The sequence below is a fragment of the Cutibacterium porci genome, assembly GCF_009696315.1.
Taxonomy (GTDB): domain Bacteria; phylum Actinomycetota; class Actinomycetes; order Propionibacteriales; family Propionibacteriaceae; genus Cutibacterium; species Cutibacterium porci.
The window spans coordinates 1-18,506 of sequence record NZ_VUMG01000003.1; the positions used below are offsets into that span (position 1 = coordinate 1).

General features: G+C 61.0%; 25 protein-coding genes, 1 tRNA gene and 1 rRNA gene. 21 read left to right on the forward strand and 6 right to left on the reverse strand.

From position 1 onward, the window contains the following. From FYJ43_RS07390 to FYJ43_RS07405, 5 genes are all read right to left on the reverse strand, one after another. A 16S ribosomal RNA gene (locus tag FYJ43_RS07390) occupies nucleotides 1–261 on the reverse strand; the annotation flags it as partial. A 261-nt stretch (nucleotides 262–522) separates the two neighbouring features. After that, nucleotides 523–735, reverse strand: a complete 213-nt coding sequence (locus FYJ43_RS12045) for a hypothetical protein (RefSeq protein ID WP_195839975.1) — start codon at nucleotides 733–735, stop codon at nucleotides 523–525. A 56-nt stretch (nucleotides 736–791) separates the two neighbouring features. After that, nucleotides 792–4,196: an error-prone DNA polymerase gene (locus FYJ43_RS07395; protein WP_154563602.1), complete on the reverse strand. Its 3,405-nt coding sequence runs from the start codon at nucleotides 4,194–4,196 to the stop codon at nucleotides 792–794. Beyond that, entirely contained in the window at nucleotides 4,193–5,785 is a 1,593-nt protein-coding gene (locus FYJ43_RS07400; RefSeq protein ID WP_154563604.1) for a Y-family DNA polymerase, read from the reverse strand. Before FYJ43_RS07400 ends, FYJ43_RS07395 begins: the two co-directional genes overlap by 4 nt. Beyond that, nucleotides 5,775–6,371: a hypothetical protein gene (locus FYJ43_RS07405; RefSeq protein WP_154563606.1), complete on the reverse strand. Its 597-nt coding sequence runs from the start codon at nucleotides 6,369–6,371 to the stop codon at nucleotides 5,775–5,777. Before FYJ43_RS07405 ends, FYJ43_RS07400 begins: the two co-directional genes overlap by 11 nt. A 337-nt stretch (nucleotides 6,372–6,708) precedes the next feature. Between FYJ43_RS07405 and FYJ43_RS07410 the strand changes: the two genes are divergently transcribed. The 3 genes from FYJ43_RS07410 to FYJ43_RS07420 all read left to right on the forward strand — a co-directional run bounded on the left by FYJ43_RS07410 (nucleotide 6,709) and on the right by FYJ43_RS07420 (nucleotide 8,717). After that, nucleotides 6,709–7,863 carry a MurT ligase domain-containing protein gene (locus tag FYJ43_RS07410; protein WP_154563608.1) on the forward strand — a complete coding sequence of 385 codons (1,155 nt, stop codon included), beginning with the start codon at nucleotides 6,709–6,711 and terminating at the stop codon, nucleotides 7,861–7,863. After that, nucleotides 7,860–8,588 (forward strand): type 1 glutamine amidotransferase, encoded by a 729-nt coding sequence (locus tag FYJ43_RS07415; protein WP_154563610.1) that lies wholly within the window; start codon nucleotides 7,860–7,862, stop codon nucleotides 8,586–8,588. The genes FYJ43_RS07410 and FYJ43_RS07415 overlap by 4 nt, the downstream gene beginning before the upstream one ends. Nucleotides 8,589–8,644: 56 nt before the next feature. Next, nucleotides 8,645–8,717, forward strand: a tRNA-Lys gene (locus tag FYJ43_RS07420). On the opposite strand, the gene FYJ43_RS12590 is transcribed toward FYJ43_RS07420, so the two are convergent. Then, nucleotides 8,679–8,984 carry a helix-turn-helix transcriptional regulator gene (locus FYJ43_RS12590; protein WP_154564352.1) on the reverse strand — a complete coding sequence of 102 codons (306 nt, stop codon included), beginning with the start codon at nucleotides 8,982–8,984 and terminating at the stop codon, nucleotides 8,679–8,681. The genes FYJ43_RS07420 and FYJ43_RS12590 overlap by 39 nt on opposite strands. 89 nt (nucleotides 8,985–9,073) lie before the next feature. Here FYJ43_RS12590 and FYJ43_RS12595 point away from each other — a divergent pair, with 89 nt between their 5' ends. The 18 genes from FYJ43_RS12595 to FYJ43_RS07510 all read left to right on the forward strand — a co-directional run bounded on the left by FYJ43_RS12595 (nucleotide 9,074) and on the right by FYJ43_RS07510 (nucleotide 18,506). After that, nucleotides 9,074–9,277, forward strand: a complete 204-nt coding sequence (locus tag FYJ43_RS12595; protein WP_195839936.1) for a helix-turn-helix domain-containing protein — start codon at nucleotides 9,074–9,076, stop codon at nucleotides 9,275–9,277. After that, the gene (locus tag FYJ43_RS07435) at nucleotides 9,274–10,059 is read left to right on the forward strand and encodes a hypothetical protein (RefSeq protein WP_154563614.1); all 786 of its coding nucleotides are present in this window, start codon (nucleotides 9,274–9,276) and stop codon (nucleotides 10,057–10,059) included. The genes FYJ43_RS12595 and FYJ43_RS07435 overlap by 4 nt, the downstream gene beginning before the upstream one ends. Further along, nucleotides 10,056–10,277, forward strand: coding sequence for a hypothetical protein (locus tag FYJ43_RS07440; protein WP_154563616.1), 222 nt, complete (start codon nucleotides 10,056–10,058; stop codon nucleotides 10,275–10,277). Before FYJ43_RS07435 ends, FYJ43_RS07440 begins: the two co-directional genes overlap by 4 nt. Beyond that, nucleotides 10,274–10,477: a hypothetical protein gene (locus FYJ43_RS07445; RefSeq protein WP_154563618.1), complete on the forward strand. Its 204-nt coding sequence runs from the start codon at nucleotides 10,274–10,276 to the stop codon at nucleotides 10,475–10,477. Before FYJ43_RS07440 ends, FYJ43_RS07445 begins: the two co-directional genes overlap by 4 nt. Beyond that, nucleotides 10,474–10,665 carry a hypothetical protein gene (locus FYJ43_RS07450; protein ID WP_154563620.1) on the forward strand — a complete coding sequence of 64 codons (192 nt, stop codon included), beginning with the start codon at nucleotides 10,474–10,476 and terminating at the stop codon, nucleotides 10,663–10,665. Before FYJ43_RS07445 ends, FYJ43_RS07450 begins: the two co-directional genes overlap by 4 nt. After that, the gene (locus tag FYJ43_RS12050) at nucleotides 10,662–11,492 is read left to right on the forward strand and encodes a hypothetical protein (protein WP_195839937.1); all 831 of its coding nucleotides are present in this window, start codon (nucleotides 10,662–10,664) and stop codon (nucleotides 11,490–11,492) included. Before FYJ43_RS07450 ends, FYJ43_RS12050 begins: the two co-directional genes overlap by 4 nt. Further along, entirely contained in the window at nucleotides 11,489–11,782 is a 294-nt protein-coding gene (locus FYJ43_RS12600; protein WP_195839938.1) for an HNH endonuclease, read from the forward strand. Before FYJ43_RS12050 ends, FYJ43_RS12600 begins: the two co-directional genes overlap by 4 nt. 124 nt (nucleotides 11,783–11,906) lie before the next feature. Further along, nucleotides 11,907–12,230 (forward strand): hypothetical protein, encoded by a 324-nt coding sequence (locus FYJ43_RS07460; protein ID WP_154563624.1) that lies wholly within the window; start codon nucleotides 11,907–11,909, stop codon nucleotides 12,228–12,230. Next, nucleotides 12,223–13,683: a terminase large subunit domain-containing protein gene (locus FYJ43_RS07465; protein WP_154563626.1), complete on the forward strand. Its 1,461-nt coding sequence runs from the start codon at nucleotides 12,223–12,225 to the stop codon at nucleotides 13,681–13,683. Before FYJ43_RS07460 ends, FYJ43_RS07465 begins: the two co-directional genes overlap by 8 nt. Further along, the gene (locus FYJ43_RS07470; RefSeq protein ID WP_154563628.1) at nucleotides 13,683–13,886 is read left to right on the forward strand and encodes a hypothetical protein; all 204 of its coding nucleotides are present in this window, start codon (nucleotides 13,683–13,685) and stop codon (nucleotides 13,884–13,886) included. The genes FYJ43_RS07465 and FYJ43_RS07470 overlap by 1 nt, the downstream gene beginning before the upstream one ends. Before the next feature lie 26 nt (nucleotides 13,887–13,912). After that, on the forward strand, nucleotides 13,913–15,040 hold the full coding sequence (locus FYJ43_RS07475) for a phage portal protein (RefSeq protein WP_154563630.1): 1,128 nt from the start codon (nucleotides 13,913–13,915) through the stop codon (nucleotides 15,038–15,040). Beyond that, entirely contained in the window at nucleotides 15,033–16,580 is a 1,548-nt protein-coding gene (locus FYJ43_RS07480; RefSeq protein WP_195839939.1) for an HK97 family phage prohead protease, read from the forward strand. Before FYJ43_RS07475 ends, FYJ43_RS07480 begins: the two co-directional genes overlap by 8 nt. 2 nt (nucleotides 16,581–16,582) lie before the next feature. Then, the gene (locus tag FYJ43_RS07485; protein WP_154563634.1) at nucleotides 16,583–16,903 is read left to right on the forward strand and encodes a hypothetical protein; all 321 of its coding nucleotides are present in this window, start codon (nucleotides 16,583–16,585) and stop codon (nucleotides 16,901–16,903) included. Continuing rightward, nucleotides 16,900–17,262, forward strand: coding sequence for a hypothetical protein (locus FYJ43_RS07490; protein ID WP_154563636.1), 363 nt, complete (start codon nucleotides 16,900–16,902; stop codon nucleotides 17,260–17,262). The genes FYJ43_RS07485 and FYJ43_RS07490 overlap by 4 nt, the downstream gene beginning before the upstream one ends. Next, nucleotides 17,259–17,693, forward strand: a complete 435-nt coding sequence (locus FYJ43_RS07495) for a hypothetical protein (protein WP_154563638.1) — start codon at nucleotides 17,259–17,261, stop codon at nucleotides 17,691–17,693. The genes FYJ43_RS07490 and FYJ43_RS07495 overlap by 4 nt, the downstream gene beginning before the upstream one ends. 7 nt (nucleotides 17,694–17,700) lie before the next feature. Further along, entirely contained in the window at nucleotides 17,701–18,093 is a 393-nt protein-coding gene (locus FYJ43_RS07500) for an HK97 gp10 family phage protein (protein WP_154563640.1), read from the forward strand. 6 nt (nucleotides 18,094–18,099) lie between these two features. Further along, nucleotides 18,100–18,372: a hypothetical protein gene (locus FYJ43_RS07505; protein ID WP_154563642.1), complete on the forward strand. Its 273-nt coding sequence runs from the start codon at nucleotides 18,100–18,102 to the stop codon at nucleotides 18,370–18,372. Beyond that, nucleotides 18,369–18,506, forward strand: coding sequence for a hypothetical protein (locus FYJ43_RS07510; protein WP_154563644.1), 138 nt, complete (start codon nucleotides 18,369–18,371; stop codon nucleotides 18,504–18,506). Before FYJ43_RS07505 ends, FYJ43_RS07510 begins: the two co-directional genes overlap by 4 nt.

Genomic DNA, 18,506 nt, shown 5'->3' on the forward strand with positions numbered 1-18,506 from the left:
GCCACTACCCCACCAACAAGCTGATAAGCCGCGAGTCCATCCCCAACCGCCGAAACTTTCCAACCCCCACCATGCAGCAAGAGTTCCTATCCGGTATTAGCCCCAGTTTCCTGAAGTTATCCCAAAGTCAAGGGCAGGTTACTCACGTGTTACTCACCCGTTCGCCACTCGAGTACCCCCAAAGGGGCCTTTCCGTTCGACTTGCATGTGTTAAGCACGCCGCCAGCGTTCGTCCTGAGCCAGGATCAAACTCTCCAATGAAAAAATATCACCACCCACACACACCAATGCGCAGGCCACAGTGACACACGAAGAATCCAATACACTAACCCCAAACACTGACCAAAAAAATTCAGTCACATATCCAGAATCACAAAGGAATCATAAACAAAATCCGACACATCACAAGATGCATCAAAACATATTGACTATCAAAGACACACTGTTGAGTTCTCAAACATCACACCCACACAACAGCCCCCACACCCACGCAGAAACCATCACAAGGCGACCCGACCAACCCTACCACACCAACCCCGAAACCACAAAACCGCAATCCCAAGACCAGCCAGCAGAACCAGCCACAACCACACCACCACACAACGCAGCAGCCCAGCCAACACTACCGAAACCAACACCCACCGTCAAAACCAGCGAGCACTCAATCCCGATCCAGCCACCATCCAAGACCACCAACGCAGCCCCCGACAGCCCGAAGAACATTACACACAACACACCACCAACGCAAATCCACGTCTGTTGGCCACTAATACCCCCTAGTCAGAGCGCATTTAACAGAAGTCACGCGATCTCGTTGGCACTGATAGATCCAGGGACTCTAACCGGTCTGCCTGCAAGTTCATCACTCCCTCATCTCCCCTTTCGAGGATCCCCCGCACCACCAGGGCCTGTGCCGTTCGGGCAACACGGCGATAATGCCTCCATGCCCCCGGAGTGACGATGACGTTAAGCAGACCAGTTTCATCCTCTAGGTTAAGGAAAGTCACCCCTCCAGCCGTCTCTGGACGTTGCCGGTGGGTAACCACCCCGGCGACCTCGATGCGTCGTCCGTCTTCAACACTATCTAGTTGGTCGACCTGCACCACGCCCCGTCGGTTAAGGACACCTCGCATATGACGGACCGGATGATCATCTGCACTAATACCGGTGGCACGGAGATCGTCACTCAGCAAGTCAATCTGGGTAGGTTCGGGGAGGAGAGGAGGCTGGGTAGTTATCTGAACGTCCAGTTGTCCCGAGGTGACACCAGTTATTTGGCCGATCTGCCACAGAGCACCGCGCCTAGAGCCGACGAGATCATCAAAGGCTCCGGCCAGGGCAAGTGCCTCGATCTCCTCGCTACTCAAATCAACCCGGCGGGCGAGATCGTTAAGGCTGGTGAAGGGTTCGCGTTCTCTCTCCTCGACGATCCGCGTCGCCGTCTCGATACTGATACCGGAGACGTCGGAAAGCCCTAGCCTCACGGCAAAGTAGGTATCACGTCTATGGTCACCGTCATCACGGTTCGGGTCAAAAGCCCCGATCTCGGATTCATCGTGATCGCGGAGGCAGCCATCCATCCCCGTTTCCAGTCCTCCATCGCCAAGTCCCCTATAGCGCGAACCCAACAATTCCAAATCTGCACTTACTGAGGACCTTGCTATATCTGGGCGTCTCGTCACCACACCATGTCGTCGGGCATCGGATACCAAAGTTGCTGGGGAATAGAACCCCATCGGCTGGCTGCGCATTAAAGCCGCTAAAAAAGCCGCCGGATAATGGAGCTTTATCCACGCTGAGGTGTAGACCAACCCAGCGAAGCTCAGCGCATGAGACTCGGCAAACCCAAAGTTCGCGAAAGATTCGATGCTGGCATAGATGCTTTGAGCCGTGTCGTCGTCAATCCCATTAGCAGCCATCCCCTTGAAGAGCTTGGCACGCAGGGCGTCAATGCGTTCTACCCCCCGTTTTGACCCCATAGCCCGGCGTAACATGTCTGCGTCGGCAGCCGTGCAGTTACCCACTGTGGTAGCCATCTGCATGAGCTGTTCTTGAAAGAGCGGAATCCCCAAAGTTCGTTTGAGTACCGGTTCTAATAACGGGTGGGGATAGGTAACTGGTTCAGCACCGGTGCGTCGGCGGATATAGGGATGTACCGCACCTCCCTGCACCGGGCCAGGACGGATGAGTCCGATCTCCACAGCTAGATCGTAAAAACAGCGCGGTTTGAGACGTGGCAGCGTGCCAATCTGAGCGCGACTTTCTACCTGGAAAACCCCGATACTGTCACCACGACACAACATGTCATACACCCCTGGCTCATTGCGCGGAATGGCGGCCAGGCTCCAAGAGCGTCCGCAATACCGAAAGATGAGGTCAAAGGAAATACTCAGTACCGAGAGCATCCCTAGCCCGAGCAAATCGAACTTCACCAATCCCATCCAGGCACAGTCCTCCTTGTCCCATTGCAGCACCGTCCGGCCATGCATCCGAGCCGGCTCAATAGGGCAAATACGCCCCACTGATTCTCGTGTCAGCACCATTCCGGCTGGGTGGATGCCCAGATGCCGCGGTAAACCCATAACCTGCTGGGCGAGGGCAGTGACGTCATCAGGTATTTCGGGACCTTCAGAATCTTGAGGAGAGGACGGCACTGATCGTCGCTCCATGTGACGCGACCATGCGTCTTGCTGACCCTGAGAGTAGCCGAGAACCTTAGCCATATCGCGGATAGCACTGCGCGGGCGATAAGTGATGACGTTGGCCACTTGGGCAGCATTGCGCCTACCGTATTTAGCGTAGACGTACTGAATGACCTCTTCTCGACGACAAGCATCAAAGTCAACATCAATGTCGGGTTCCTCTTCACGTAGTGCCGACAAGAACCTCTCAAAAGGCAAGCCATAGAAGACTGGATCGACTACGGTGATCCCCAGAACGTAACAGACGGCCGAGGCCGCCGCTGATCCACGCCCCTGGCACAAGATCCCCTGTGACCGCGCAAACTCCACAATGTCAGAGACGATAAGGAAGTATCCGGCGAAGTCACGGGCCTCGATGAGGTCAAGCTCAGTAGCCAAGCGCTTCTTGGCTACCGGATCATCCCCATAACAGCCCCGGCACCCCTCCGACACCAAGTGACGCAGCCAGCTAATAGGAGTATGGCCGTCGGGAACTTTCTGGTCGGGCAGCCGAGGGCGCACCGACTTCAGATGGAAGGCCGTCTTTTCAGCCACCGCCACTGTGTTGTCCACAGCATCTCGATGGCGACTAAAGAAATCTGCCATCTCAGCCCCACTACGCAGCCGCGCCACCGGACCGGGAGGCAACCACCCGTCCATCTCGTCGAGACTGCGTCGGGCCCGTACCGCAGACAACGCACAGGCCAGCTCAAACTGCTCAGCCCCGGCATAATGAGCAGCTGCCGTCGCCACTATCGACAAACTGTGACGAGAAGCTAGTTCTGCAAGGAGGTCGTTGTCGCGAGAATCGGTGGGAGTCCGATGGTCAGTCAGTTCAACCAGGACATTCTCGGCACCAAAGAGGTCGACCAAATGATGCAGCTCTGTCTCAGCTTGCGACGCTCCTTTAGCCAACCCTTGTCTCACCGCTCCCTTGCGGCATCCGGTAAGGACAGTCCAATGCCCGTCAGCTATCTCGGCCAGATGGTCAAGGTCATGCACCGGACGGCCCTTATGGCCTCCTTCCTCCAAGTAAGCATCGGTGAGGGCCTCGGCTAGACGTCGATATCCCTCCGGCCCGTTGGCCAGCACAAGTAGATGACTGCCAACCGGGTCAGCCACCCCGTTCTGCGGTTCTGGAACACCAATCGACAATTCCGACCCGATGATAGTAGGAAGACCACAGGCTTCAGCAGCCTCGGCCATCCTAACTACTCCGTAGAGACCATCATGGTCGGTCAAAGCTAATCCTGACAGCCCTAATTCCACCGCCCGAGTGACGAGGTCTTCGGGGCTGGATGCGCCGTCAAGGAAGCTATAAGAGGAGTGGCAGTGCAATTCGGCATAGGGCACTACAGGCCCATCTGGCTGGGCTGGATGACGGTCAAAGGGCTTGCGGACGCGACGGTAACCGACCTGACTGTCCCAGTGACCATGGGGAGCAGGTCTCCCAGAAATACGTCTTTCCAGTTCACGCCAAGGAATCGGCGGATTGTGATAGCTCACCGCGATCATGCCTCGTCGTAGCGAGCCTCGACCCACCAGCGGTCAGCCGCCCCTGCCAACACCCAAGCCTGCTGATCCTCAGTGACTAGTTGCACTCGCTCCACTGAAACAGTCGGGGTACTCCACCACCTCTGGTGTATCGGCCAGGGCCCCGCCCACGCGATAACCCGACGTCGCGACGTGCCGTCATGAAACCACTCAGGCGCGATACTGGGCAGATCCGATGAAGTCGTGAGGGGCGTACCATCCGTCGCCTCTAATCGGGCTGGCAGAGGCCGGGAATACACGATGCCGGGGGCCGGGCCTTCTAGATGGCCCGGCCAAGGGCGATCTACCGGGCGGGCATCTTCAACAACCGTCCCAAAAGGAACGAGTCGGCGTCGATCCTTGAGCATCCGACCGCCGACAACCTCCCCCACCAGGACCCCCTCGGGGCCCAGTCTCTGCTGTAGCTGAGAGATGACGTGAACGAGATGCTCGGTGGGTCTGGCGCCGAACAGCCCCTCAGCAGCCTCCCCCGCGCGATGAATAGCGGGAACAATACGCACTGCTTCTACCCCTGATTGACAAAATCCATCAGCGCCACATTCATCGACGCCACGCGGAAGGTCATCAAACTGACGCGACAGTCTCGCCAGTAAATCATCGCCGCTGAATTGCCAAGGCTGACGCCAGGTACGTTCGGAAAAGCCGGTGGTAGCTCGCAATAAAATGCGGGCCTGAGAGCACACCCGTCCAGTCTCCGCTAGACGTGTCATGAACTTCTCCACCACCGGACGTACCTTGGCAACAACCTGAGTACCCGAAGGTTCCGGGTCATCAAAGACGACCTCCATAGTGTCGTCATCCTGGGGATGCCGAGGCGACAACATCGTGACGTCCATCCCCCGCGCCCAGTCATGAGCACGCTGACCGGCATCAGCAAACCGCTGCACAATATGGTGGCGGTCTAGATCAGCGAAAGCACCTATTGTTGTTAGCCCAAGTTGGCGCAAGGTTCGCACCAATTCCTCACTGGCTCGCCCAGTGCGAGCTAGCACCGAGACGTCATAGGGGGCCAGGAAAGCTCGAGTTGTCCCCGATGCGAGAAAAACAGGGGTGTGCTTCCTAGCATCAGCGCCGTCAGTAGCCGCCACCTCAGCGGCAAACAGACCGTCAGCCACCGATACCCCCACATGGAGATATCCAATATGGGCCAAGACATTGCCCATACGCTCGGCGGCAGCAGCCTCACTGCCATAAAAACGGGCTACGCCGCGAGCCGCCACTGCAGCCACTCCTGGCCGCACCACATGGACTGCGGGGGCCACAGACTGTTCGATCTCACGAACCACCTCTTCAAAGAGGACCTCCTCAAAGACAGGGTCGTAAGGCACAACAACACCCTCTGGACAGCGCAGTTGGGCGGCGCGCACCCGCAGGCCGGGAACTACACCTTCCTCGGCTGCGCGCGCACAACAGTCAATGACTACACCACGGTCAACAATCATGAGCGGGTCGTCACCAGGGTGACGACGAGCTGCGGCCACGATCCGCCACTGTGGGATCACCACCAAGAGGACCCGGGCCGGGAGGGGACTCAACCGTTCAGCAGACATCCATCATCTCCTCGGCAGAGTGCACCCCCGTACTAGTGCGAACTAGCCTCACTGAGCGGTTGTGGTGATGCCTGACCACCGTCACCTCAAGTTCTTGGGCTGATAGATAGCCGTACCCCTGCCCGAGACCTCGCCAACCGATCGTGCGCACATTGATTCGAGCAAACGGGCTAGACCACGGCCCCAGCACCACCAGAGTTGAACCGCGAGAACGCAACCGAGCTGTCAACCGCCGTCCTGCTGTCATTGGCAGCGGTGGCGGTGCTGCAGCGAGGACAACATCGAGCCCCTCGATGAGGGTAGCTACCGTCTCGAGCCAGTTACCTGGATCGGGAACGAGCACCAGTCGGGACAGCTCGACTCCCCACTGCCGAGCCGCCTCGACGCTCAACTCGGGCAGGCCTACCACCCCACACCACCCATGAGTGAGCAACCCCAGCCCCACCGAAGATGCCCCGTCCAATTGATACACCGCAGGCATGAGTCCACCAGGAAAGAGCGGTTGAAGCAGCGGATGAATAGCATGACCGCCAGGCGTCCTTAGCCCATCGACACCACGACTCACTAATGCGTCAACGTCGACCATTGCATACCCCCCTGTCTGGCTTATCTGGCATCCATCGGCCTCTCGACGGGAATCACCGTGACACGCGTACCCGACAGCTTTACCGGCGAGTCACCAGAACAACAGCGAACACCCTTGTCAATCCGCATCGGCGCGGCTCTAAGAGCGTCTTCATGCCAGGCTAAGCACTTCGATGTCGTCATCCTTTCCTGTCATGATTGGAACCATGACCTCGTCACCTCGAAGACATCGCAACTCCCCGCGACTGCAACTGGCCGTGCTAGCTGGGCGGACAGCTGCAGCAGTCTCCCGCATGGCCGGGAAGGGCTCGGGGGCGTCGATCCGGGGTCAAGTAACAATGAAACTGGCACCCACGGCTTTGCCTGAGCTATTGGCGGAGCGTCGTATCGCAAGCGTCACCGGGACCAACGGCAAGACCACAACGACTCACTTCCTCGCGGCCGCAATGCGGGCTGGAACCCCCGATGGTCAGCGAACCGTCGTCACCAATGCTGACGGCGCAAACCTGCGCCACGGCATCGTCTCGGCTCTGGGACAAGCCCCTGATGCCACTATCGCGGTGCTGGAGACCGACGAGCGAGTCGTCGCCGATATCGTGGCACTAGGAGCACCGGAGGTTTTGGTACTCCTTAATTTCAGCCGCGACCAACTCGACCGCAATCACGAGTTGACCTTCCTTGGGCGCGATTGGCGGACAGCCCTCGAGAAAGCAGCCGAACACGGGCCGACGGTGGTTGCTAATGCCTGCGACCCGCTCATCGTGTGGGTATGCCAAAAAACTTGTCACGTCATTTGGGTAGATACCAAACCTCGTTGGACAGCCGATTCGACGCTGTGCCCCAACTGTGGTGCTGTCCTTACCCATGGCGACCAGGGGTGGGACTGCCCCGGATGCGAACTACAACAGCCAGCCGCGGATTGGTGGGTAGAAGGCCATGACGCTGTTGAGGCTTCCGGACGACGTTTCCCCCTTGACGTACAGGTGCCAGGCACGTTCAACCTCACCAACGCCACCTGCGCCCTCGCAGCGGCTATTCATATGGGCATCCAACCCGAAGACGCCCTGCGCGGAATCGCCACAGTAGAATCCCCTGCCGGCCGCTACGCCACCTGCACCATCAGCGGCACCTACTGCCGTCTACTGCTATCAAAAAACCCTGCAGGCTGGACAGAATCTCTGCCACTGACGACTTCAGACCCGCTAGTGCTGGCTATTGATGCTGTAGCCGCCGACGGCAAGGATGTTTCATGGCTTTGGGACGTCGACTACGAACAGTTAGCCGGAAGAACCGTCATCTGTACTGGGCCACGTGCCCTAGACCTAGCCGTCAGGCTGCAATACGCCGAGGTGCATCACGTCGTCATTGAGGATCTCTCCCAGGCGCTCTCCTCCCCTCTCCTGGCCGGAAAGTGGGACGCCGAACACCCCATTGACGTGTTGTCAACCTACACGCCTTTCCAGAAACTGCGCCGACTCGGAGGACTGGCATGAATACCGACCGTCCCAAAATCGTCCTGCTGTACCAGTCCCTGTTAGGTATTTACGGCGATCACGGCAATGCCGTCGTCCTCACCAAGCGACTGCAATGGCGTGGCATCGACGCCGAACTCCTCACCGTCGAACCTGGCCAACCTGTGCCCACTGACGGTGCCGTTTACCTGCTGGGAGGCGGAGAGGACACCGCTCAAATCACCGCTGTACAAGAACTCGAAGCTGATGGCGGGCTTTTCACCGCCCTCGATAGTGGCGCAGTGCTCTTTGCAGTATGCGCCGGCTACCAGATCTGCGGAAAGTCTTTCACTATTGGGTCCCGTGACGAGGCCATCAAAGGGCTAGGACTCCTCGATACTGAAACTCGACGGGGCCCAGAACGTGCCGTCGGGGAAGTGCTACATATCTGGACCCAGCCCAACGGTAACACCTGCCCCATCACCGGTTTCGAAAACCATGGCGGCTGGACAGAACTTGGTTCCGACGCCAAACCGCTTGCTGCCGTGGATACTGGCTGGGGCAATGGTAACCGTCGTGACGAAGGGGCTGTGCAAGGTCGCGTCATCGGCACGTATCCTCACGGACCAGTGCTGGCCCGCAACCCACAGCTAGCCGACCATGTGCTTGAAATGGCTCTAGGATGCCGCTTAGAGCCCCTTGATATACCAGAAATGACGGCGCTGCGGCAGCGTCGAATCGAGGCTGTGCGTACCGGTCGGCCATGAGCTTGTCACCTCGATTTTGCATCGAGGCCGAAGTCCGCTAATGTTTCTTGTCGTCGGCGCTGCTAGCTCAATTGGCAGAGCAGCTGACTCTTAATCAGCGGGTTCAGGGTTCGAGTCCCTGGCGGCGCACCCACCATCGGGCCCCTCATCATCACGGTGAGGGGCCCGACCTGTTTCTATCCACTCCACAGGGACTCCACACGCCATCGCCCAGGCCATGACTACATGTCGCCGGGGCGCACTTACGCCGCGTTCAGCAGCGCTCACCGTATTGCGCGACACGCCGATAGTGCTCGCTAATTCACTCTGCTCCAGACCTGCATGTTCACGCGCCTTACGTAGACGGTCAGACCTATCAAACTCAGGAATTGAGAAGGTCCATGGCTGTGTTGTCATAGTGCCAAGTTTAGCAACATCTAACCATCCAAGCTACTTGACCTACCAAAATCAGTCATACGCACAGTTTTGCTGCTATTATCATGCGCATGACAAGTTTAGAGCTTTTATCCTCTTCGGAGGCGTGTGCACTGTTGCGGATGCCGCGTAGGACCTTCATAGACCAAGTCAAGCGAGGCCAGATCGCTACAGCTGGAAAGCTCCCGGGCCACACCGGAGCATTTCTGTTTGATCCTGACGAAATCGAGCGGGTTAAGCGTGAGCGGGAGCAGGCTTCGAGGCGGTCGCGATGAGCGCCGTCGAAATTGCGTCAGTGGTCGCGGTGGTGGGTGCCGTGTTCACTTCGTTGCTCGCGTATGGTCTTGTGGCTTCTATCCGCCACGGTCGGGCCGCAAGTAAGACCTATGTGCCATCTTCTATTCATCGTTACCCATTAAGCACAGATAGCCCCAGCACTGAGTCGGTGTCATACACGGCCCGGCAGATCGACAAAATGATCGCTTTGCATGGTTGTCAGGCTGGGTTCTTGGTCACCGAGTCTGGGCTGGGCCTGTTCTTCAACCCGCACCGCCTCGACTATGACAAGGTCACCAGTTTGGTCTCTGAGTCTCTGGCAGAGCGGCTCCGTGGCCGTCAGAACACTTGCACGGGGAACACGGATGAGGCGACACGGACCCGGGCGTCGTGGCGTACCAAACCGGTGTACCAGGTGAACAAGAGAGTCATTTCTCTATCCGTGGCGGCGTCCTTGGGGATCGCGATCGTCAGCTTCTGTGCCTCGCTGAGGTGGCGCGGAAAGTCGTCAGGCCGTGTCAATCCAGGTTCCCCCTCATCTGACCACCACACCACAGCGACCCGTGGCCACCACACTCGTCTAGCCCCTGTCAAGGAGACCTCGACGACGGGTGACTCGCCGTCGGCACGTAACAGGCCGACCCATTGGATCGACTGTTCTCGGGCCAAGTGCTCGGCCCTCCACAATGTCGCCGCCGAAATCAGTGTTGATCCGACTGATGCTCCCACAACAAACCATTCCATGCGGCGCACCCTAGCTGGAAAGGATGAATCTCGATGACTGCCGATAAGCCTCATATTACGTTGACTCGCGCCGAGTTCGATGCGGTGTTGGAGCTCCAGGAAACGGTTCAGGATGTGCTCATCGCAGAGTCAGCCCGTCGGCGAGTCTCGACGCTCACGCCGAACGACGCTGACGCTATTGCCGAAGTGAATCTGCGTCTCTACCACGCTCTAACCCACCTGTATCACTCCTCAGGAGTGGAGTTCAAGTTATGAGCGCCGAGAAGATCACCGTCGACGAGGAGTACCTCATTCGCGTCATGGCGGTTGTTGCCGCCGCTCAGGCCCTTGCACGGGACCGCCGTCATGGTGTCCCGGAGCGGTTCATCTGCCTTGACATGGACGTGATTGAGCAAGAGGTGGACGCGCTGCGGTACTGGGGTGCCGACCATATTGCCCGGGGAGGCCACCAATGAGGATTGTGTGGACTCGTCTTGCCGCCCTCATCGCCCTCACGGTCTCGGCCGTCTTGGACATTGTCGCGGGTGTTGCTGTGACTCATGGCCGCTATGACATGGCAGCGATGACTGTCATTGTTGGTGTTCTGCCTGCCCTGGTCATCGTGACTGCCCTGATCATGTGGGACGAGTGGGGATCGATATGAGCACCCCGACCGCTGTGTGGGACACTCCAGCGCTGATGACTAGCCTCTCCCGGGCCGGTTGGGGAGACCTTGACGGACCGCGTATGGCCGGGGTCCGTCGCGTCCTTCAGGCCATCGTGGACCTGACCGATCACAGGTCTGGGGAGGGCACGATCACCCGTGCCCAGGTTGCTGACACAGCCGGGGGAATGTCCCTGCGCTGGACATCACGGTGTCTGCATGTCCTTCATGATCTGGGGCTCATCGTGTGGGTGCCCGGGTGGCTTGATCGAGGTCGACCCAGGCCGGGCACTGTCCGTATCTGTAAGCGTGCCCTGTCAGCCCTTATCCGGGCCGCCAGGGGCCGCCTCGAGTCTCGCCGGTCCCGCCGTGCCGCCGAGACTCGGACTCGGATCGCCTCGACGCTGACATGGACGACACAGGCCCCGAAATCGTGGCTCCGCAGGCATAACCCCTTGTCAGTCCGAGGGGAACTGAGTTCCACCCTTACTCCTTACAGGGGTATGTCCACCCCGACAGGCGGTGGGCACATACCCACCGCCACCACCACACCGGAAGAAGCAACCATGACTAAATGCGTTCACGGACTCAATAAGACCGATTGCACCACCTGCACCAGCTACCACAAGCCGAGCCGGCGTACGCCACTACCGCCCACGATTACTGAGCAGCCCATCATCCACTCAGGAGCCAGACAGGCGGGAACCCGGATCATCTGCGAGGTGTGCGGGCAACCTATGCCGACATGCCTACGGGCTTCACTGGCCGACCCAAGCCGTCACCGACCACAACCAGTCACTGTGCCAGCCGACGAGGCACTGTCATGAGGTGGGGAGGACGACGGGTAGCCAGACTCCGTGCTCAGGTCGTCGCTGTCTACGGAACTCGGTGTGTTCATTGCGGTGAGCTCATCGACCTGACTGTCCCGTCGACCTCGCCGATGGGACTGTCCGTGGAGCACCTTCAGCCTCGCTCGCAAGGAGGAACTGATGACATCACGAACTTGAGGCCGTCCCACCTCCACTGCAACACGGCCCGGCAGGCCCGACCAATCGGAGCGATCAGACGAGCCGAAGGCCGACCCGACTGGGCAACCCGGCCCGGACGGGCCGGTTGACCCAGCAGGCCGACCGGCTGCCGGGCCGTTTTCTCCGACAGGCCACCCCCTGGAAACCCCGCCCCCCATTTCCATTCCCCCCAAAAACTCAGGAAAAAACTGGGAAAACGACAGGATTAAAACAATGACACAAAATAGGCCACTATTCGATGTTAAAGAACCTGAATATCATCAGGGTCCTATTGAAACCGCCGCCGACACCTCGATTGCATCGCTGAAAGAACACGAGCATCTCACCGAGGCTCACACTCTGATCGTCCAGATGATCCGCTCACTAGCGAGGGCCTGTGACCGTGGCCTGGACGCCCCGAAAGTTTCTATCGCCACGACCACGATGCTCCGCCAGCTCGGCGACCTCATGCTCACCCTGCCCGGCACCGAGATCGTCGCCGACGATCAAGCGACCGCCGATCTCATGGCCGCCCTCGAAGACCTCCGTAATGCCTGACGACCGCCCACCATTCGACCTAGACGCTCTGAGGGCGCGAGACGCTGAACTCACAGGACGCCCCGCACCCTCGCCCCGCTGGGCACCCGGCACGCCACTCGGACGAAACCTCGGCGCGAAAGCGACGACTGTGTCACGGGCGATCGGCAAGCCACTCCAGCCCTGGCAAATCCAGGCCGCGTCCAGGATCACCGAGCTGAATCCTGCCGGGTCACGCCTCACTTTTCGGTGGCCACTCGTGACCGTCCAGATCCCGAGGCAGGCCGGGAAGACCGTCCTCGCAGCCGTCCTCATGATTACCCGGGCCATGCTGTTCCCCGGCTCAGACATCCGCCACACCGCCCAGCTCGGCAAAGACGCCTCCGAACTGTGGGAGCACATGCGCGACTGGCTCACAGCCGACTCCTGCCCATATCGCCACATTGTGCAAGCGAAATCCGGGAAAGGCGACCAAACACTCAAATTCGCGAACGGGTCAACCATCAGACCATTCCCGGTGAATCGGGAAGCCGGGCACGGGAAATCACCTGACCTTGTTTTCGTTGACGAGGCATGGGCATTCTCGGGAGACGCCGGGACCGAGCTCCTGACCGCGATACGCCCCTCAATGATCACCCGCCGCGACCGACAGATCATCATCGTCTCGGCCGCTGGCGACCCGGACTCGCTGTGGTGGGACGATCTCGTCGCTCAGGGCCGGAAGGCCACCGCTGACCCATCCTCGACTCACTGTCACATCGAGTACGCCCCGCCCGACGACGCCGACCCTTTCGACCCCCGCACCTGGGAATATCACCCAGCTCTCGGACATCTCATCTCACTGACTGACCTCGCCGGGGAGGCGGGAGGTCCCCAAGAGCCCTTTATCCGCTCCTACCTCAACCGCTCGACGCGCCGCGACAGCGGCCTGGTCGACATGATGGCCTGGGACGGCCTCGCCGACGACGTCGAGGAGCCACCTTTCGGCACGACCCTTCACTTCGGAGCCGATGTCGCCCTCGACCGCACCGCCGCCTCGATCTTCGCCGCCTGGTCCGACGACACCGGGCATACCTGGCTGATCCCCTGGGCGGTCCGGCCCGGGTGGCGATGGCTCATCGACGAGCTGGCCGACCTTATCCGTGACGGCCACGATGTCACCCTCGACGATGGAGGCCCCGCCCGGCTCGTCATCGACGCCCTCACTAAGGCCGGACTTCCACCCACCACTATGACCTCCCGCGACGCCTCCCTGGCCTGGACAACTATGGAATCCGCTATCAGTGACGCCACCCTCACCCACACCGGGTCGCCATCGCTCCGCACCGCTCTGGTCGCCGCTCAAACCCGACAGACAGGGGACGTCACCAGCCTCTCCCGACGCCAGTCCCACGGCCCTATCGACCCGCTCATCGCCGCGACCGCCGCCCTCCACGGCGCTCTCGACAGACCCCATGAAATCCAGGTGTTCTAATGCACTACACCGTCGACTCATCAGCCCTCACCCACCTGCCAATCTGCCGCGACTGTGGATGGCGCGGCAATCCAGAAACGTCCAAGCTCGCCGCACTCATTGCCCTTCAACGCCACCAGCGTGACATTCACCCAGGAGAATCGCAGGGTCCCCTCAAATCCAACATCGCGCGCGCCCGCCGCGCCGCTATGGGCCGGAACTGAATACTAGGGACCGGAAACTAGTGGACATGGGAGCACTAACCAGAACTGCAGAACGTCTCGGCCTCATCGTCCGCGAGTCCGCACCCGCGACCGCCGGGCAGCCCATGCGCTCCATCATCCCCGACTCGCGGCCCGCTACGGTTACCGATGACCTCGCCTTGTCCCTTGATGCCGTGTACCGGGCCGTCCAGGTCCTCCAAACCGCCGCCGGGCAACTCACTCTCGACGTGTGGCGAGGCGCGATCCAGATCGATCCGCCCTCGTGGGTGTTATCCCCCGACCCGTGGCGACCAACCTCTACATTCCTCGAAGAAACCGTGGCGTCTCTCGCACTCCGGGGCAACGCTTTCTGGCAGATCAAGCGCAAAGGCAGCGGAGAGATCGTCGCCCTCACGATCCTCGACCCCCTCGGCGTGAACATCACCGTCTCACCGGCAGGGATCCCCACCTACCGGGTAGGAAGCTCCACCCTCACTCGACGCGACTGTGCGCATTTGGCACTCATGCGACGCCCCGGGGCACGCCATCCGCTCGGCCTCGGCCCGATCCAAGCCGCGCAAGCCCAAATCATCTCCGCTGTGGAGCTGAGACGCTACGCCGGGGCATGGATGGACACAAGCACTGTCCCTAACGGAGTCCTCACCTCCGACCAGCTCCTTACCGCCGACCAGGCGCGCACCATCAAGGACTCCTTCCTTGAGTCTGTCAAAGCGACCGAGCCAGTCGTCCTCGGTCAAGGTACCGACTACCGCCCCCTCCTCCTCAAGCCCGATGAGGTCCAGTGGATCGACGCGCAACAACTCAACACCATCGGCATCGCCAGACTTTTCGGTATCCCGCCACGGCTGATCCTCGCCTCCCCCGATGGCGGCACTGAAACCTACTCCAACCAGCAGCAGGAAGAACTTTCATTCGTGCGCTGGACCCTCATGGCCTACCTGCGTCAGATCGAGGCAGCCGTCTCCTGGCTACTGCCCCGGGGCAACACCGCCCGATTCAACCTCGACGCGATCCTGAGACCCGACACCCTGACCCGCTACCAGGCCCACAAGGTCGCCCTGGACTCCGGATTCCTCACCATCGATGAGGTGCGCCGCATCGAAGGCCTCGAACCCCTTACCCAAGCCACTACCCAGGAGGACGCGAATGTCTGACATTGAGACTCGTGCCGTCATCCTCGACACCCGCACCGATACCCAGCCCGACGACATTCGCACGTTCACCGGACGCGTCGTGCCCTGGAACACGCCCACCACCCTGTTCCCTGGGCTGCGAGAACAGTTCGCCCCCGGCTCGGTACGCATCGACCCCGACCAGCCGCCCATGTTGTTCCGCGACCACAGGACCCCGATCGGCCGCATCACCGCCCTCGACGACCACGACGACGGCCTACACGTCACCGGGCATATCTCGGCGACTGCCACCGGCGACGACACCCTGACCCTCATCCGTGACGGCGTACTCGACCGCATGTCGATCGGGTTCGAGCCCGTCGCCGCCGACGAGACCCGCGACGCCGACGGAACCCTCATCACCCGCACCGACACCATCATCCGCGAGGCCTCAATCGTGCCTTTCCCCGCCTACCCGACCGCACAAATCACCGAACACCGCCACCAGGAGGACCACATGACTGACCAGATCACCCGAGCCGACCTTGACACCCTCGCCACCCGCGCCGACCTCGACGAGCTGACCCGCCGCGTCGAGACGATCACCGCGGCACCCGCCCAGGAGCGTCGCGATACCCGCAGCGCCGGACAGATCATCAAGGCGATCATCGCCGGGGATTCCGCCACAATCGACGCCGCGAACCGCTGGCAGGACAGGGCCTACCAGGGAGCTGGCCTCGACGACATTCCCGCCACTATCCCTGCCGGTATCGAATCATTGGTCCAGGTCATCGACACTGCTAACCCGGTTGCCGGACTATTCAAGACCGCAGGCCTTCCAGCAACCGGCATGCAGGTGAACTTCCTCAAAATCAAAGACAAGACGATCAAGGTCGGCAAGCAGTCTTCCCCAGGCGCTGATCTGCCCGGCCCATCCAAAGTCGCCTTCGAGACCGCCTCGGCACCGATCGAGGTATTCGGAGGCTGGACCGAACTCGACCTTGTCACCGTGCAGCGCATGGAGGTTCCCGAACTCGACACGATGCTTAAGGCCATGGCCGTCGAGATCGGCAAGGCCCGCGCAGACCGCCTACTCACCGCCCTCAAGAGTGCTGTTGACGAGCGCAAATCCACCGACAAGGTCAGTATCTCAGCCGTGACCTCCGCTGACGCCTGGTCCGACGCGATCGTCGACGCACAGATCAAGTTCCTCGACACCGGTGTTCCCCTCGACGGCCTCCTCGTCTCGCCCGACGTATTCAAGGAGCTGCGCAAGCTCAAGGACACCTCAGGGCACTGGCTCATGGGCACCTTCGGCACCAACAACAACATCCAGGGCGTCATCGACGGGCTGTCGGGTCAGCTCGGCCCCATCCGCGTCACCCTATGGAACAAGGCCGATGCGAACACCATGACATTCTGGGCACGCGACGCCGTGTCGATCCGCACCAACGGTGTCGTCCAGCTCCAGGACACCAACGTCATCAACCTCACCGGCCAGTGGAGCCTCCACCAACTCTCGGCCACCTGCGTCGAGCGTCCCGACCTTCTCCTCCCCGTCGTTGTCGGTGCCGGAGCCTGACGATGATTCCCGTTGACATCCCTGTCGGGGTCTTAGCTGAGCGTATCGGCGCTGATCCGTCCCGCGTCGATGCGCTCACCGAAACCCTCGACGAGGCCACGGCCATCGTCTCCCGCATCGTCGGGGACGTGACTGTTCCGGCACCGGTCCTACGTCGTGCCATCATCGACACGTCAGCGGACCTGTGGAACGCGCGCTCGTCCCCGAACGGGGTCGCCACGTTCGCCGACGCTAACGGCACCGTGCCACTGAGGGTGTCCCGTGACCGCTCGGCCACGGCCCGCACCCTCCTGCGACCCTGGCTCCCGCCGGTGATCGCATGATCTCAGAAGCCCGCAGCCGCGTCGCAGCCCAGGCCACCCGGGCCTGCCCAGGCGTGCCAGTCCATCAGTCCGTCCCGGCCCGCCTGGACCTTCCCGCCATCCTCATCACCGAGGGAACCCCGTTCATCACTACGGCACGGTTCGGGACCTGGTCGATCGCCTGGCGAGTCCTCGTGATCGCCCGCCCCGGAGACAACTCCACGATGATCGGCTGGCTCGACGACACCGTCTCCGCCCTCATCGACGGCATCGACGATCTCACCGAGGTCGAGCCGTTCACCACGATGACCGGCCCCGACGGTCAACTCCTCCTCACCTGCGCACTCACCATCACCACCATGGAAGGAATGAACCCATGACCTCAAAGAGAATCTACGGCCGCAAGTTGTGCATGTTGGTCGGTCAGGACCGCTATGACGGCGACGTCATCTCCTACACGCTCAGCCAGGATGACAAGGCCGACGGGTTGACGTTCGGCGACATCGCCACCGGCATCATCTCCGGGACATTGAAGATCAAGGCCATCCAGTCCACCGAGGCCAAGTCGTTCTGGCGATTCTGCTGGGAGCACACCGGGGAAGCGGCCAAGGTCCGTCTCGCCCCCCACGGCAACGAGACAGCCTCCGACGCCGAGCCGTTCGTCGACTTCGAGGCCACCATCGGCAACATTCCCGACCTCGGTGGGGATGCCGGCGTCGACAGTGTCTTCGACTTCGAGACCGAGTGGTCCGGCCGCATCACCAAGACCCTCGTCTCCTCCGGGGCTCTGACCGCAGTTGACAGGGGCTGACGTCGCCGTGACGTCCGGTGACACGACCATCCGTGTCACCGGACTCCGGTCGACGCTGCGCGACCTCCAGCGCGCCGGAGCCGACGCCGAGGACATGAAAACCCTCATGCACCAACTCGGCTCCATCGTCGCCACCGCAGCCCAGCCACTCGCACGCCACCACACCGGGGCCATGGCCTCCTCGATCCGGCCCGGACGAGGCAAGACCAAAGCCGTCATCCGGGCAGGAGGAGCGAGGGTGCCCTACGCCGGCGTGCAGCACTACGGCTGGCCCCGACACCACATCTCACCAAACCCGTTCCTGGTCGACGCGATTAACGCCACCCGCCCGCGTGTCCTCGCCCAACTCGACAAGGGCCTGGTCGACCTCATCGGAAAACGACATTTCGACATCAAGTGAGGACCCATGTTCGACACCTCAACCCTCCACCTCGGAGACCTCGAGACCCTCGAGACCGACCTCGGAGTCTCCCTCCAGGACATTGCCGACATCAACATCAGCACCGACGACCAGGGCAGCCCCACCACCATGCCGCCCGCCCGCGTCATGGTCGCCATCGGCTGGCTCATGCTCAAGTCGGACAACCCGGCCGCCACCCTCGACGAGGCCCGAGCCATGTCCCTCGACGACATCACCGCCCGCCTCGCCGATGACACCGAGGAGGCAGCGGGGGAATGACCGGCCCGGACGAGTGGACCAGAACAGTCGCACGGATCGCCGTGGCGACCGGCTGGACCCTCGACCAGGTCCGGGCGCTCACCCTCGACGAGGCCACCGCCATCGTCGCCGCCATCAACGAAGAAAGGTCATGA